Here is a 14,348-nt window from a genome sequence, read left to right on the forward strand (position 1 = left end):
TCTAGCGTCAAACCGGTGACCAGATTTCGACAGGTGCTCGCGGTGCCGGGGATGACGCCCCTGCTGGGTATTTCGCTGCTCGCCCGTGCCGCGATCACGGCGGACGTGATGGCGCTGACGATGTACGTCGTGCTTGCCCTCGACATGAGCTACGCGGCGGCGGGAGCCGTGGCGGCGGCGCTCACCGCCGGTATCGCGCTGGGCGGGCCGCTGCTGGGCCGGATGATCGACCGGCGGGGCCTGCGTACCGTGCTGATGGCCACGGTCGTGCCGCAGATCGTGTTCTGGCTGACCGTGCCTGTGCTGCCGTACGTGATCTTGCTGGGTGCCTCCTTCGCCGCCGGTCTGTTGATGGTGCCGGTCCAAGCGGTCACCAGGCAGGCGATCGCCGCGATGACGACGGCAGGGCAGCGGCGGGCGGCGTTCACGCTGGAGTCGGTGGCGGGCGAGCTGTCGTACATGGTGGGCCCGGCGGTGGTGATCCTGTGCGCGGCGAAGGTGTCCCCCGGCGTGGTGGCATGGGGAGTGGGCGCCGTGATCGCCGTTGGCGGGGCCGGGATCGCCCTGCTCAACCCGCCGCTGCGGGCCGAGGACGAGGCGGACGGCGACGCGGCAGGCCGGCCCCGGCGCCGGGAGTGGCTGGGAGCGCGCATGGTCGCTGTTCTGACGATGGGGTTCGGCGCCACGATGCTGCTCAGCGGCGTCGACCTGGCCATCGTCGCCACCCTCCAAGAAGCCGGTCAGGTCTCGTGGGCGGCCGTGGTCGTCGCCGTGTTCGGGGTGACGTCCGTCGTGGGCGGCCTGGTGTACGGAGCGCTGCCCCGGCCGATGCCCACCTGGCTGCTGCTCGGCCTGCTCGGGCTGGTGACGATTCCGGCCGGACTCGCCCATGACTGGCCTTGGCTGTGTGCGGCCGTCATCGGTGCCGGGCTGCTCACCGCACCGACCCTCTCCACGGTCTCCGACGTGGTGAGCCGGCTGACGCCGGCCAGTGTGCGAGGTGAGGCGACCGGCCTGCAGTCCTCGGCGCTGAGCGCGGGGTTCGCGCTCGGCTCCCCGGTCGCGGGAGCGGCGATCGACGCGTCCGTGCCGGCGGGCGGCTTCGCGGCGGCGGGCCTGGCCGGCCTGCTCGCCGCACTGGCGGGATACCTGCTCTCGCGCCGGTCCCCCGCCGCCGCAACGTCTCCGTCGTCCTCATCGCGGGCACTCCAGCCTTGCGACGCCGTCGCGCCGGCCCCGTGACGTCAGCCCGGTACGGCTCCGGCCGTACGCCGCCGGTGACGAGCCGGGTACGGCCACGGGCACGCGGTCGAGGACGGAGACGGCGCCGGCCACCGGTTGCGGCACCACGACGATGATCAAGATGCGATCAGCCGTGACCGTACCTCGGGGTCGTCGGTGAAGACGCCGGCGATCCAGCGATTCGTCGCGAGGATGACGGCACCTCAGGTCGTTCGGTTTTACATTTCTTGACTAGTCATGAAATTGAGTAGATAGTCTCCTTCATGGCGTTACGGCATGCGGTGCTGGCGGCGTTGCTGGACGGGGAGTACACCGGCTACCAGCTCGCCAAGATCTTCGACGTGGGCGTGTCCAACTTCTGGTACGCGTCACCGCAGCAGCTCTACACCGAGCTGGCGAAACTGGAGAAGGCCGGGATGATCTCCGGGAGGCAGATCATCCAGCTCGACCGGCCGAACAAGCGGGTCTTCACGGTCACCGGGGCGGGCCTGGACGAGCTGGCGGCCTTCGCCGCGGCTGCGTCCAAACCGCTGTCCATCCGCGACGACCTGGCGGTGAAGGTCCAGGCCGTCGACCACCTCGACCCCGCCCCCGTGCTGGCCCAGCTCGGCGAGCGGGCCGCCGAGGCCGCCGCCAGGCTGGCACTGTTCGGCCAGGGCATGCGGCGGCTGCGGGGCGACCTCGACGAGGAGGAGTTCCTCCGCTCGTCCGAACGGGTCGGCCCGTACCTGACCTACCTGGCCGGATGCCGCCTGGAGCGGGAGATGCGCGACTGGTGCCTGACCACCGCCGCCCTGCTCCGCTCCCGCACGGCGAGCCACCCCGGGGAGGGCCGATGACGTACGGCGCGACGCCTCAGGGGGCGGCCAGGACGTTCACCCGGTACGTCGCGCTCGGCGACAGCCAGACGGAGGGCCTCGGCGACGGCGACGAGATCCGTGGCTATCGTGGCTTGGCGGACCGGCTCGCCGAGCACCTCGCCACGGCGGTCCCGGACGTCCACTACGCCAACCTGAGCGTACGGGGACGCCTCGCCGCGCAGGTCCACGCCGAGCAGCTCGCCCCGGCACTGCGGCTCCGGCCCGACCTGGCCACGGTGATAGCCGGGATGAACGACCTGATCAGGCCCAGCTTCGACGCCGCCGCGGTCGCCGCGAGCCTGGAGGAGATGTTCGCCGCGCTCACCGCGTCGGGCACGCACGTCCTCACGGTGACCTTTCCCGACATCGCGAAGATCGCCCCCCTGGCCCGGCCGCTGCTCCCCCGCGTGCTCGCCCTGAACGAGCGGATCCGCGAGGCCGCGGCCCGCCATGACGTCACCGTGATCGACACCTTCCCGCTCGCCTTCGCCACCGACGCCAGGATGTGGAGCGTCGACCGCCTGCACGCCAGCCCTCTGGGCCATGCCCGGATAGCCGCGGCCTTCGCGCACGCCCTCGGGATCCCGGGCAGCGACGACACCTGGTCGGCCCCGCTCGTACCGGTCGCCCCGCGCGGACGCCTGCGAAGCGCGGGAACGGAGGTCCGCTGGGTCGCCGGCTTCGCCGGCCCGTGGATCTACCGCCGCATGCGGGGCAGATCCTCCGGCGACGGCCGCAGCGCCAAGCGCCCCGACCTCACGCCTGTGCTGCTCTCCCTCAAGGAGTGAGCAGCGGCGATGCGGGGCTCGCGGGGAGAGGCGGGCGACGGCTGATCGACCGGTGTCGCCCGCCGCAGCGGGAACACATCAACTGCTGCGTCACCGGCGCGGCGCCTGCCAGCGGGCGTCGAGCCGGCCGTGCCGCATTCGGCCTACCAGGCGGACGTGCAGCGTCTCCGGCGTGTTGTCGCCCGCGTCCCTGCTGATCGTCAGGCTGCTGTGCCGTACCGACAGCTCGTTGGCGTTCACCACCATGCCCGGCGCGAGGACCAACTCCACGTTGCCGCCGCTCACCCGCAGCTCGATGACCAGCTCGGGCGCGCTGCGCACCGCGCTGGTCAGGTCCAGCATCACGTCGCACCACGCGGTGCGCAGCGCGAGCCGGTGCGGCAGCGTCCACCGGCCGTCGCGGCGCACCGAGCCGTGCCGCTCCTTGATGGTGAGCAGTTCGGCGGCCGGCTCGGCCGGCGGCCCAGCGAGCGGCAGCGTGAGGGCACCCGCGATCAGGTCGGTGATGAGCGGGGTCAGCTCGTCGATGGTGCGGGCGGCCAGCGCCGCGTCCAGCCGCTCGTCGAACTCGACCGGGTCGAGCCGGCCGTCGGCGACGGCGGCGTGCAGCAGTTCGATGATCCGGTCGCGTTCCGCGTCGGACGCGCGCAGCGCGGGCGAGCGGTGCGAATCTTCCGGCATCCAGCCTCCTTGGCGGCGACGTGGTGGCATCGCGCCACCGGCGTTTCACGATCTTGATTCTGTTGACGGGAACGGTGACCCGTCCTGCTCCTTTGAATTTCTCCTGAAGTTCAAAGGGAACGGACGGATGATGGAATGCGGTGCTGGTGGCGCCCAGGGTATCTCGATTGCTGAGGCCGGGACCGCCCGAGGGGATCTCACACCCGGGCGGCCCCGGCCTCAGGCAGACAGGGCCAAGCCCAGCCCCGCTCGGAAACGTCGACGGTTCTCCCCGCCGGGGGCTGACCGCCTGCGTGCCGTGGGGCGAGGACGGGCCTACCGGGTGCGGGCTCGGTGTCAGTCGTCGATGGCCTGGTAGAGGGTGGTCCAGAAGTCGTGGATCAGCCGCGCCGAATCCGGGGTGGACATCCCGGCCTGGGCGAGCAGGAACCCACCGCTGAGGCGACGGTGGCGGGCGACGGGTACTGGCTCTTCTTCTTGCCCTTGATGATGACGAGTTTGGCTGCGATGTCGCGCAGGCTGAGGCTCTGGTCACGGAGGTGGAGGGCGAGGGTGAGCATGGCGTCGTCGGTGACGCTGGCACCGCCGATGGTCTTGCCGCGGGTGCGGGCGGATTCGTGGCCTTCCAGAGTGCGGTCGCGGATGTACGCACGCTCCATGCCGGACAGGGCGGCCGGCACGGTGAAGACTCCCCGGGCCGGGTCGTGCGATCCCTGGAGCTCTCCGGTGAGGAACTCCAGGCCGACATCACTGGCCTTGAGCTGTTCGGCGAGCGCGGCCAGCTCCAGTCCTCGGCCCAGGCGCTTGTGTCGGTGACCGTGCTGGCCGCCCTGTGACGACGAGCGTCGTCGCGACGCCCGAGGCGCGCAGCTCCCGAGCGCGGGCGACAGCCTTGTCGGGTTCAGGACGGGTCGCAGCCCTGGTGAAGATCTTCTCGGCGAAGATTCGCGTGACGCCGGCGGCCTTGAGGGAGTCGAGCCGGATGCCGAGGGACTGGCGGACGGTCGTGTGCTTCCACACGCTGGAAATCGTCGTCTGCCACGACCGGAGCGTTTCATGAGTACGTTTCAGGGCTTACGCGTTTGCAACAACCTATGAAACAGATTTCGCCCGGCACGGTCGAGCCCTCACGCCGTGTCTCACAGGCGACCACCTATGAGACATGACTCCCCGTCGACGCCTGCCCGCCGGTGGAGACGCCTGTCACGGCGAGATGAGACGAACGCGTACTATCGGGCCTTGCCACTCTGCGATCCGGGCAAACTGCAGCCGAATCGTCACTCGGGAGACGCCAACGTATGAATACGCCACCATCGCCACCTGGAGTTGAGCCGACTGACGGATCAGCCGTCCGGATCGGCGCTCTCGTCCCGCTGACTCGGCCTGGCTGGGTCGAGGCAGGCCGACACTTGCTGGCTGGACTCGAGCTGGCCGTTCGCGAGGTCAATGACGCCGGCGGGATCGTCGGAAGACCACTCGAGTTGGTGGTCCGAGACACCGCGGCTGATCCAGAGAGGGCCGCGGCGGCCGTAGATGAATTGGCGCGCCTGGGCGTGGCTGCCTTGGCGGGTGAATATCACAGCGTCGTCGCTCGCGCCGCTGCCGCCAGAGCCGACGCCCTCGGCCTGCCGTTCCTCTGCTCGTCAGCGGTTCTCGACGCGCTCACCGAACAGCCAACGGAATGGATCGCGCGCCTCGCCCCGCCGCAGTCCCGCGGCTGGCAGATCTACGCAGACTTCCTCCTCAGCGCGGGCCACAGTCGAATCGCCGTAGCAGCCCAGCCGAGTGTCTACTGGGCATCCGGGGCCCGCATTCTGCGGGACTACCTCGCTGCCCGCGGCGGCACCGTCATCGAACTCGACATGCGCACGCTCACCCCCACGGCCGTGTGCGACGAACTCGTCGACAATCGCGCGACAGCCCTCCTTCTTCTGGTCGGCCACCCGGAGCCGGCAGTGCCGATCGTCAAGGCTGTCCGCCGCGACCAGCGCCTCGCCGAGATCATGATCGGTGCTCCGGCCGGGCAACCGGAGTTCGCCGAATGGGCGGCGTTGCTGGGCGACGACGGCGCCGCGATCCCGTTCCTGCGCTACCTGCCCGAGCGCCTCAGCCCACTCGGTGTACGAGTCGAGACGGCTCTCCGTGAGCGGCTGGCCGAAGCGCCCTCCTTCGTTGCTTTCGAGGGCTATGACACGGTCGCCGTCCTCGCCGATGTGCTGCGTGCTCACGGCGCGGACCGGGCGCGCATTGCTGAATTCTGGCCGCGCGTTGCCGTCGAAGGGACCCGCGGGCAGATCCAGTTCTCCTGCACGCCAGGCGTCAGCGTTTGGCAATGGGCTTGGGCGCCGATCCAAGTCGTTGATCGAGATCCGGCAGAACCCGGTCGCTTTCGGGTCCTCCACGCCGGCTGAGAGCGCGCGGAGGTCCGACTGACCTGATCTGCCCGAACTTGAGGCTGTCTACCTGTTCATCGACTACGACTTCATCGACTACGGCTCGGTGACGGAGCAGTACCGGCCCTTGAGCAGCGACCGATCGGCCAGTGGCGAGAGCGGGTCAGCACGTGGTGCGTCACCGCCATCCAACGCTCCGATGCGGGTGGCAGATGGCGGTGCTACCCGCAGACTCGCTCGACGACGGTGGCCTGTTCGGCGGCTCCAGCACGGATGTACCCGGCCATCGATGAGTCCGGGGTGGACATCCCGGTCTGGGTGAGCAGGATGCCGACGAGCTGGTTGTGCGGGTCGGCGTAGGTGGTGGTGCCGGCTCCGCCGTCCCAGCCGAACTGGCCGACAGGCGCGTAGTCGCCGCGGTAGGTGCGCACCGCCATCCCGAAGCCCCAGCCGCCGTGCTGCCCCTGGCCGTGCGACAAATGGACGACGTTGCGGGCCCAGGTCTCTCGGGCGGCCAGCTGCTCGGGCGTGAGGCGGTTGGTGGTCATCAGCTCGACGGCGGGCCGCGGCAGGATCCGCTGGGTCCCGTGCATGCCGTGGTTGAGCAGCATCCGGAAGTAGGCGTGGTAGTCGTCGACGGTTGAGTCGAGTCCGCCGCCGCCTGACGGGAACGCCGGGGGCTTGCTGTGGTGTCCCCCTTCGGCCGGGTCCGCCACGGTGAACTCTCCGGTCTGCCAGTCGGGGGCGTACAGGGGCGGCAGCCGGTCGATCTTGTCGGCGGGCACGTGGAAGGCGGTGTCCTTCATGCCCAGCGGATCGAACTTGCTCCGGTGATCGGCACTGCCAAGTCCGACTTGCCGCACAACTTGCTCCGCGCCGAACGCCTACCTGACCGCTCCTGTGGGCGTCGTTGCAAAGGCCCTCGGGGCCATCCTCGGGGCCGCCTGCGACGGCCAGGCATCCGCCGACCCCTGTTGCGCGCGGAGATGATGGGCTCTGGCTCCCTCTTGATGATCGTGGTGACAGAGCGTGGCGCCGTTAGATATAGCGGAGGATGCGGACCAGTCCTGCGCCACTCCGACAACTGCACGCTCTGTCACCGAGATCGTCGTGGGCGCGTTGAGAGTGTCACCGTCTGTGACAGCGAAGGAGTCGTCTCCCCTTGACGGGGGAGGATCGTGGCTCCTCAGGGGGAGGTGGGGACTCGGTCCGCGCCGGAACACTCGTGATCATTATGAGAATCCAGATGCCTGTCCATCCACGGTGGAGCGCCGTTAGGAAGGTCGCGGGGTACGGCGCCGCCTCGACCTTGTCCCTGTACCTCATCGTCAAGGTCGCCTTGGTCGCTGCCGCCCTACTCGGTATCGTGCCCGCGCAAAGCGGCATGGATACCACGGAGTGGGTGACGCTCAACGCGATCACTGTGGTGATGTCGTTGGTCGGAGTGGCACTGGGACTGGCTCTAGCTCAGCGGTGGGGTCGGCTGATCCCTGGCCCGCCGCTGCTCTTCTTCGCATGGGTGGGCGCGGGGTTCCTGGTTCCGATGATCCCGTACGGGATCGTGAGCGTCTTGCTCGGCGCGGGCGGCGCCCAGGCCGGCGATGACGCGGCGATGCCGGGATGGGAGACGATCGGCATCGGCGTTGGATTCACGGGGATGGCGGTGGGCCTGGCCGTCGCCCTGCCGATCTATCTGCGAGAACGCTGGCCGCAAGCCTTCCTGGGGAGACTGGGCGAGCTCCCCGGCACCAGCCGGGGGGCACGGTTGTTTCTCCTGATCGGGCTGATGATGAGCGCCGGGCTGGGGCTGCTCTGGGGGTATTGGGCACTCGGCGGGAGGCTGGGACTGGACCCCACGCACATCGGCCGCGAGACTCTGGACAGCCTGCTGATGCGCGGCAACTGGGGGGCGTGGGCGCTCCTCGGCGCCGGGTGCGGCTGGTCTCTCGTCGCAGCCCGGCCTTCCCGGTTGCCACTGCGGGTCCCGATGGCGCTGGTGTTCCTCGCGTCGGGTTCGCTGTTCGCCTGGGGGGGCTGGAAGCTTCTCTGGGCCATCGTCCGGCCCGGCGACTTCGCGACGTCGGAGTATCCGGTCGTCGCCGTGATGGAGCATGCCCTGAGCGTCTGCGCCGGCCTCGTGCTTATGGCCGTCGTCCTGCGGACATATCGCGCCCAGGCCGCGGACTCGGCTGAGTAGGGCACCAGGACCGGCGGACCGAGACCACCCAGCTCTGCCCCTCCCAGCCGACGAGGTCGTCGGCGCCATCGCCGAGAGCACCAGCATGCTCGCCCCCTCGCACCCGCGCGGTGCGCGGAGCGGCAGAAGGGCTCACGCGCCGGCTGGTTGATCTCCAGCGCATTGTGAACGCATCGACGAATCAGGCCGGGGCCTCGGCCGCTGCTTGCCTCTGCTGGGCTTGCCACTGCTCGTGTCGGGCTTTCGTCTCCTTGATGCGGGCGGCGAGGCGCTCGATCATCTCGGTGTTGTGGTCGATGGCCACGGCGCCGCCTTGGGGCGTCGGCGAGGGAGCGTGATGTCACTAGCCAGCCCCCCTCCACCCTGCAAACGGGGACTATCTCCAATGGGACACTAGGGCAGAAATATCCCATGACGAGTGGAGAGAGCTATGTCGTTCCAGACGTACTTGGACAACATCGAGGACAAGACCGGGCTGACGCCGCGAGAGTTCATCGCGTTGGCGAAGGAGCGCGGCTTCGATGATTCGTCCACGAAGGCAGGGACGATCATCGAGTGGCTGAAGCAGGACTATGGCCTTGGGCGCGGGCATGCGATGGCGTTGGTGCATGTGATCAAGAAGGGTCCGAAGATCGACGCGAAGCATGTCGGGACCTCCGGCTCTCATCGCGACGAGTCCGACACGCTGTGGCTGGACGGTAAGAACAACCGGCCTGAGACGAGCTAGGGGCCAAGTAGGAGCGGAACGGCGAGTCGGGTCTACTGCCACATCCGTTGACACGGCGGCGCCGGAGGGAGCTCTCACAAACAGTTCTCAGAAATGAGCGGCTCCGCGTTCGAGTGAGAACGAGTTGTGAGAGCAGATCGAGGGCCTGGCTGCTCTCGCCCTCGGACTTCGATCTTGCTCAGCGAATGGACCGTTTGCGAGAGCAGATACCTGACTTCTCCTTCTCGGCAGAGGGCATGAGCTGGGCCGGTCGACCCAAGCGTCAACGGATGTGACAGTAGACCCGACTCACCGTTCCGCTCCTACTGGCAGGCCATGTTCCTCAGCCCCCAAGTCCGACTTGCCACACAACTTGCTCCGCGCCGAACGCCTACCTGACCGCTCCTGTGGGCGTCGCAGCAAAGGCCCTCGGGGCCGTCGTCGATGCCGGCGGTCAAGGACGCTACGAGCGCAGCGAGGAGGCGGCCTTGAGGGCCGGTGAGCGACGGCCATACTCGGGGCCGGTGCGACGGCCAGGCATCCGCCGGCCCCTGTTGCGCGCGGAGATGATGTCAGTGGATGCGCGGGATTGTTGTCAGTGAGCCGCGCGGACTTGATGTCAGTGACTAGCTGCTGATCACCTTGGCAGCCGGGGGTGCTCGCCGTAGTAGTCGTCCTGCGCTTCCGAGCCGGTCGTCATTGTCGTCTAGCTGGGCGGTATGCGCCTGTTTTGCCGTTACTCAGACCTGGCCACGATGGCGCGGCCGAGCAGTCCCAGCCCGACACTGAGTGCCCACCCGGCGATCGCGTCGCTGGGCCAGTGATAGCCCAGCATCACTGTCGCCACCGCGACGCCGACGGCCAGCACGTGCGCCGCGCCCTCCAGGTAGCGCCCGCCGTGGACCAGGGTGGCGCTCACCAGCAGGCACGCCGCGCCCAGCGCGGCATGCCCGGAGGGAAACGACTGCCCGGCCGCGAACAGCAGATCGCCGCCTGAGCCGGGAAGGGTGCGTCCCAGCGCCTGCTTGAACACCCAGACACCATGCTGGTTCCGGCCGGCCATGCGCTGACAGCGGCCGCCAGCGGCAGATCGCGCCGCCGCCAGGCCGCCGCCACGGCCGCGATCATCACCAGGGAGGCGACCAGCCAGAACTGGCCGCCGATCACGATCACCCGCCAAGCTGCGTGCGGCCAGCCCGTAACCCGCAGCCCGTCGACGCCGAGCATCACGTGCTGATCCCAGCGCCGCAGCGGACCGGCGACGAGCACATCGGCCGTGCTCGCCACGACGACAGCCACGGCCAGGCCGCACAGCGCCGCACTCGGCCACCACCTGGCCACGCCGGGCGCGCCCTTACGCGACATCAGCCACCAGCGCTTGAACGTCATGGGGCGAGCTCTCGGTCCTTGTCGTCTCGCGATGATCTGCGACGCCCCTGTGTGGTGACGTCGTCGTGAACGGTGAAGGCCCTCCAGCGCTGCCACTGGAGGCCCGCGTGCGCCTGCTCACAAGCCGAAGGCGCCGCCTTCGATGAGGATGAGCGCGCCGATGCCGATCAAGACGATGGGCAGCAGGATGTGGCCCCAGCGGCTGAGGGCCTTGGCGATGACCGGGCGGGTGGCGAAGAAGCGGCCGGCGGCGATCCAGACCGCGAGCAGGATCAGGAACACGATCACATAGACGCTCATGCCGCCGAGACCGGCGGTGGCGAAGACGGGGACATAGACACCGATGTTGTCGCCGCCGTTGGCGAAGGTGACCGCGGCGACCTCCAGGAACTTCGGGCTGCCCGCCCGTTTCTCCCTGTCCTCCTCCGGATCGTTGCGGTGCTTCCACGCTTGCACGGCGGCTTTGATGCCGAGGGCGAGCGGCAGCAGGCCGAGGTAGGGGATGGCGCTCTCGGGCAGGAATGTGGCGCCGAACGCGGCCGCTACCGCCGCGCCCAGAATGGCGGCGAAGCCCAGGTATTGGCCGATGGCGATGTTGCGTGTCGTGCCCTTGTGCCCGGCGCCCTGGGCGAAAAACAGCGCCAGGATCATGATGTCGTCGATGTTGGTGATGGCGAACAGGCCTACCGCCTGGCCGATGATGCCGAGGTTCATGACCGCACCGCCTCTTCGGCAGCGGGGCGGCCAGGGCCGGTGAGATGATCGCGGCCGCTGTCATGGCGGGCACGGCGGAGCCCGGGGTGTGAATGCATGATCAACCTTGAGGTGTTTGCGAACGGTCAGGACGCGACGTGGTGGCGCCCGGCCGGCAGGGCCGGGTGGCTCCACGAAGGTCCTGTCAGCAGCGAAGGACCTGCAAGGCCGACAGTGAGGGCCGCATTGCGGCCAGGGAGCTGCCCTTGGCCGCCCACTGTCCGGGCGGCCCGGCCTTGCCAGGGCCGGGCGGGGTGGTACTCACCGGGCACAGGGCGTCTGGGCCGGCGGCCGCGGAGGAGCCGGGCACGTCGCGCGGCGCCACGGCGACCTCGTCAGAGGCGGTCATGGGCCGCCCGGGATCATCGCGCGAGAGATGAGAGGGCAGCACCTGCCCTGCCGACCCTGCTTGGGCGACGGCGGACGGGGAGGCCGCCGCGCTCGCAAAGGAGGTGGAAGTGAACGGGTCGGGCATGACGAGGTAGACCAGGAGCGCGACGGCCTGCAGCACGAGGAGCACCCCTCTGCGTTGCCTCACCGAAATTCTCCCCGTGCTTGCCGTGGCCGTCTCATCGCGGCCCGTCGCGGCGACCGTAAAGCATCGTAGGGACATATCGCCCCCGGGCGGCACCTCGCTTACGCCGTTCCAGCTGTCGCGGCGAGGATGGCGACTGGGGGCCACCCGTCCCTGGGGTGAACAGGCAGGGCGGCTTTGGCCGCTATGGTGCACGGCTTCGGTGTCGACAGCACCCCAGCTTGGCGAGCATCTACCGGGCGCTGGCCGAGCACGAGAAGCGGCAGGCGTATCCCGAGGCCGTGGAGCAGGCCCATGCCGACTTCGCCATGCTCCAGGCGAGCACCTGATCGGCACGGCCGACCGGCCGCATCATCGCCGGCCGGCGATGATGCGGCCGATTTTCGGCGGCAACTACGGCTACCCCTTGTTCGGCGCCGTTCGGAACTGTTCGGCACAGCCGGACCCCTTGGGTCGCACACTCGAATTCCCTTAAATGGGAGGCGAGAGAGAAGCCTTGAAGATGAAAAGGGTCACTGCCGGCCGCCTACCCCGATGGCCGTCAGGTGCGGTCCGCGGCCAACGGGGACGGCACCTTCCAGCCGGCGGGAATGCACGCCATCTTGGCGACGATCAGCAGTGGCGGCTGGCGACTGTCCGCTGTGGCCCGGCAGGGCCGGGCACCTATGCAAAGCCATCGCCGTCCTGCAGAACCAACGACCCGCTCAAGGATGAAAAAGGTTCACTCCATCTATATTCTAGCCCCGTTGAGCGACCTGCAATTCGGTTGCAATCGCCCGCTCTGGCAGCACATATATGAGCCATATGGGTGACGCGGCATGTCCTTTCACTCACTTCGTTACACGCCTTTACTGAATGGATCTTGCTTTGGCCCTGCAGGTGGTTTACCGTCCTGTCATATGATCAGCGTATTCACGGCAAGAACTTATGAATCCGGGGATTCTGCGGCGCTTGGACATGTTTCCATGAAGGACGAGAAGCCAAGAAGGCCGTAGATTTAATTTATGCACCGAAATAGGGTGGCACTGGAAACATGGAGAAGAAGCGTACACGAGCAGGACTCCAAAGAATTGGAATTGCATTCTCCAGATCGACCGGTTCACTGTGTCTGCTCGCCGCTCTTCTGGCTTCAGGATGCAGCGGCGAAGACGACAATCGCCCCCTCAGCCGGGCCGGACTTATCGACGAGCTTCAAAGAAATCCGGGCATCCCGTTCGCGCTCCCGAGAACCTTGCCTTCCGGTTATAAGATTACTTCAGCGGAAGCCGTCGTCAAAGATTTACGGAAAGGCGATCGTGTCACCGTTCGCCAGGTTTATTTTAACTCTGACTCAAGAAATGACGCCGGCTCCCTGGTTGACATTTGCATAGAGGAACTGGCAAAGCCGGATCAGTGCGGCACACCCTCTGGCGAGGATAGTTTTACGAGACAGCTTGGGAATGTCCACGTAGTCGTCAATCTACGCGCCGTCACATCACAGGACGCAAGAATTTGGAAGGACGCGGTTTTTACAACAAACCTGTCTGAAGTGACGTGGCTGCAGTAGCGGACGCTCATGGCACATTCTTCGCCTTAATCGGCCTTCCGCCAAAGAACTTGCCATATTCCGTGGCGAGAACCCTCAATGAAAGGATCTCTGCGTGCGCAAGACTCGAACATTGTTATGGGCTCTCTTGCTGCTCATGGCAACCGTCGGAGCAGGTGTTGCTACGCCGGCTACAGCCGCGTCGGGCCCGACCGACAAAAAGGATAAGGGGCCTCTCCTCGGAGAGCTGAACTTCGACAGCAATCAGATCCAGGCCAAGCTCAAGGACTCGCGAGCGAAGGACCACAAGGCACGCACTCGTGGTCTCCCCCAAGCCGAAGTAAACGATCGCCAGGAGAAGCGCAGCAAGTTCATCCGTGAAACTGCAGCCTCAACGGGGAAAACCTACAAGCATTCAGAGGTTGACCTACTCGATCTGGCCCGAGACTTCCGGGTGTACGTTCCCCGCGACATCGAGATCAAGAAGATCAACGTCAAGTTCTACCAGGATGGTTACGAGGCAAACATTGAGGATTCGCCGTACGCACCTGCCGACGAGCAGGAGCTACTCGCGGATAAGGGTACTTCTGTAGCAGCCGAGCCCTACCCGCTCAGGACCGCCTCGGGGAATTATCGGCTGGAGGTGTCAGACAAAACCCTCATGAACGCCACCTGGGAGCGGTGGGTGGTTAAAAACGACGGCAACGGTAACTATAACTATTACGCGACCAAGCGGCGCGGCTACGTAGAGCCGATAGACTCATGGACAGCCGTGATCCAACACATGTACATGTCCAGTTACCCGGGCTCGGGCTATGGAGGCGTCTTCCTCTGGAACGACTCGAACATTCCCGGCGACAGCGGTCCGAACTGTGGCCCGGGATACAGCCTGGGTCTAGCGGCTGGGCCGATCTACGTATTCAACGTGTCCATTCCAGGCGACTGCGTCAACATAACCATTTCGGCTCCCAATCCAGGCCGCTACAGCCTGATGTATGAACCGGACGGCTCAAACCAATTCGAGGCTGGTTCTGCCGAATACGGCCAGTCCGTCGTCGTTCCTCAAGGGGCAGAGGTCCGATGGGGGTATACCCAGCAACTGATGGTGTACACGCCTGGCGCCGGGAACACGATCTGTAAGACCTCAGGGCAACCCGGTGACGGCGGGGGTGGAAACAAGGACTGCCCTTGGAACTAATGGGAACAGACGTGGTGCAGAAGGTGGATCATTCACCTCAGAACTAGTCGTAGCCCGAGACCCCGTCGATCGATCAACGAT

Annotated in this window: 16 protein-coding genes; 8 read left to right on the forward strand and 8 right to left on the reverse strand. The window is 67.1% G+C overall.

What is annotated here, in order from left to right; genetic code table 11:
• Window positions 1–15 precede the first annotated feature (15 nt).
• The 3 genes from SROS_RS22570 (at window position 16) to SROS_RS22580 (ending at window position 2,890) form a co-directional block, all read left to right on the forward strand.
• The gene (locus SROS_RS22570; protein WP_012891248.1) at window positions 16–1,242 is read left to right on the forward strand and encodes an MFS transporter; all 1,227 of its coding nucleotides are present in this window, start codon (window positions 16–18) and stop codon (window positions 1,240–1,242) included.
• Between the two features lie 263 nt (window positions 1,243–1,505).
• Complete coding sequence (locus tag SROS_RS22575; protein ID WP_012891249.1) at window positions 1,506–2,081, forward strand: PadR family transcriptional regulator; 576 nt, start codon at window positions 1,506–1,508, stop codon at window positions 2,079–2,081.
• Entirely contained in the window at window positions 2,078–2,890 is an 813-nt protein-coding gene (locus tag SROS_RS22580; protein WP_012891250.1) for an SGNH/GDSL hydrolase family protein, read from the forward strand. The genes SROS_RS22575 and SROS_RS22580 overlap by 4 nt, the downstream gene beginning before the upstream one ends.
• Before the next feature lie 90 nt (window positions 2,891–2,980).
• On the opposite strand, the gene SROS_RS22585 is transcribed toward SROS_RS22580, so the two are convergent.
• Window positions 2,981–3,571 carry a DUF1707 SHOCT-like domain-containing protein gene (locus SROS_RS22585; protein WP_012891251.1) on the reverse strand — a complete coding sequence of 197 codons (591 nt, stop codon included), beginning with the start codon at window positions 3,569–3,571 and terminating at the stop codon, window positions 2,981–2,983.
• Window positions 3,572–3,951: 380 nt separating this feature from the next.
• A complete protein-coding gene (locus SROS_RS47655; protein WP_081453188.1) occupies window positions 3,952–4,629 on the reverse strand; it encodes a recombinase family protein in 678 nt (225 codons plus the stop codon).
• 240 nt (window positions 4,630–4,869) lie between these two features.
• Here SROS_RS47655 and SROS_RS22595 point away from each other — a divergent pair, with 240 nt between their 5' ends.
• Window positions 4,870–5,982 (forward strand): ABC transporter substrate-binding protein, encoded by a 1,113-nt coding sequence (locus tag SROS_RS22595; protein WP_012891252.1) that lies wholly within the window; start codon window positions 4,870–4,872, stop codon window positions 5,980–5,982.
• A gap of 203 nt (window positions 5,983–6,185) precedes the next feature.
• Here SROS_RS22595 and SROS_RS22600 read toward each other — a convergent pair whose 3' ends face one another.
• Entirely contained in the window at window positions 6,186–6,827 is a 642-nt protein-coding gene (locus tag SROS_RS22600) for a serine hydrolase domain-containing protein (protein WP_245564220.1), read from the reverse strand.
• 521 nt (window positions 6,828–7,348) lie between these two features.
• On the opposite strand from SROS_RS22600, the gene SROS_RS22605 reads away from it, so the two are divergent.
• Complete coding sequence (locus SROS_RS22605; protein WP_148269162.1) at window positions 7,349–8,161, forward strand: hypothetical protein; 813 nt, start codon at window positions 7,349–7,351, stop codon at window positions 8,159–8,161.
• 181 nt (window positions 8,162–8,342) lie between these two features.
• Here the strand turns inward: SROS_RS22605 and SROS_RS53930 are convergent, their stop codons facing one another.
• Window positions 8,343–8,465, reverse strand: a complete 123-nt coding sequence (locus tag SROS_RS53930; protein ID WP_012891254.1) for a hypothetical protein — start codon at window positions 8,463–8,465, stop codon at window positions 8,343–8,345.
• A gap of 126 nt (window positions 8,466–8,591) precedes the next feature.
• Here SROS_RS53930 and SROS_RS22610 point away from each other — a divergent pair, with 126 nt between their 5' ends.
• Window positions 8,592–8,888, forward strand: coding sequence for a DUF4287 domain-containing protein (locus SROS_RS22610; protein WP_012891255.1), 297 nt, complete (start codon window positions 8,592–8,594; stop codon window positions 8,886–8,888).
• A 715-nt stretch (window positions 8,889–9,603) separates the two neighbouring features.
• Here the strand turns inward: SROS_RS22610 and SROS_RS22615 are convergent.
• The 4 genes from SROS_RS22615 to SROS_RS22625 all read right to left on the reverse strand — a co-directional run bounded on the left by SROS_RS22615 (window position 9,604) and on the right by SROS_RS22625 (window position 11,547).
• Window positions 9,604–9,900, reverse strand: coding sequence for a phosphatase PAP2 family protein (locus tag SROS_RS22615; protein WP_218919677.1), 297 nt, complete (start codon window positions 9,898–9,900; stop codon window positions 9,604–9,606).
• Window positions 9,783–10,256, reverse strand: coding sequence for a hypothetical protein (locus SROS_RS52270; RefSeq protein ID WP_218920208.1), 474 nt, complete (start codon window positions 10,254–10,256; stop codon window positions 9,783–9,785). The genes SROS_RS22615 and SROS_RS52270 overlap by 118 nt, the downstream gene beginning before the upstream one ends.
• A gap of 117 nt (window positions 10,257–10,373) precedes the next feature.
• Entirely contained in the window at window positions 10,374–10,970 is a 597-nt protein-coding gene (locus tag SROS_RS22620) for a cadmium resistance transporter (RefSeq protein WP_012891256.1), read from the reverse strand.
• 184 nt (window positions 10,971–11,154) lie between these two features.
• A complete protein-coding gene (locus SROS_RS22625) occupies window positions 11,155–11,547 on the reverse strand; it encodes a hypothetical protein (RefSeq protein ID WP_012891257.1) in 393 nt (130 codons plus the stop codon).
• 1,030 nt (window positions 11,548–12,577) lie between these two features.
• Between SROS_RS22625 and SROS_RS49775 the strand changes: the two genes are divergently transcribed.
• Both SROS_RS49775 and SROS_RS49780 read left to right on the forward strand, forming a co-directional pair.
• Window positions 12,578–13,090: a hypothetical protein gene (locus tag SROS_RS49775; RefSeq protein WP_148269163.1), complete on the forward strand. Its 513-nt coding sequence runs from the start codon at window positions 12,578–12,580 to the stop codon at window positions 13,088–13,090.
• A gap of 136 nt (window positions 13,091–13,226) precedes the next feature.
• Window positions 13,227–14,267 (forward strand): hypothetical protein, encoded by a 1,041-nt coding sequence (locus tag SROS_RS49780; RefSeq protein WP_148269164.1) that lies wholly within the window; start codon window positions 13,227–13,229, stop codon window positions 14,265–14,267.
• The last annotated feature ends 81 nt before the right edge of the window (window positions 14,268–14,348 follow it).

It is taken from the genome of Streptosporangium roseum DSM 43021 (assembly GCF_000024865.1).
Lineage (GTDB): Bacteria > Actinomycetota > Actinomycetes > Streptosporangiales > Streptosporangiaceae > Streptosporangium > Streptosporangium roseum.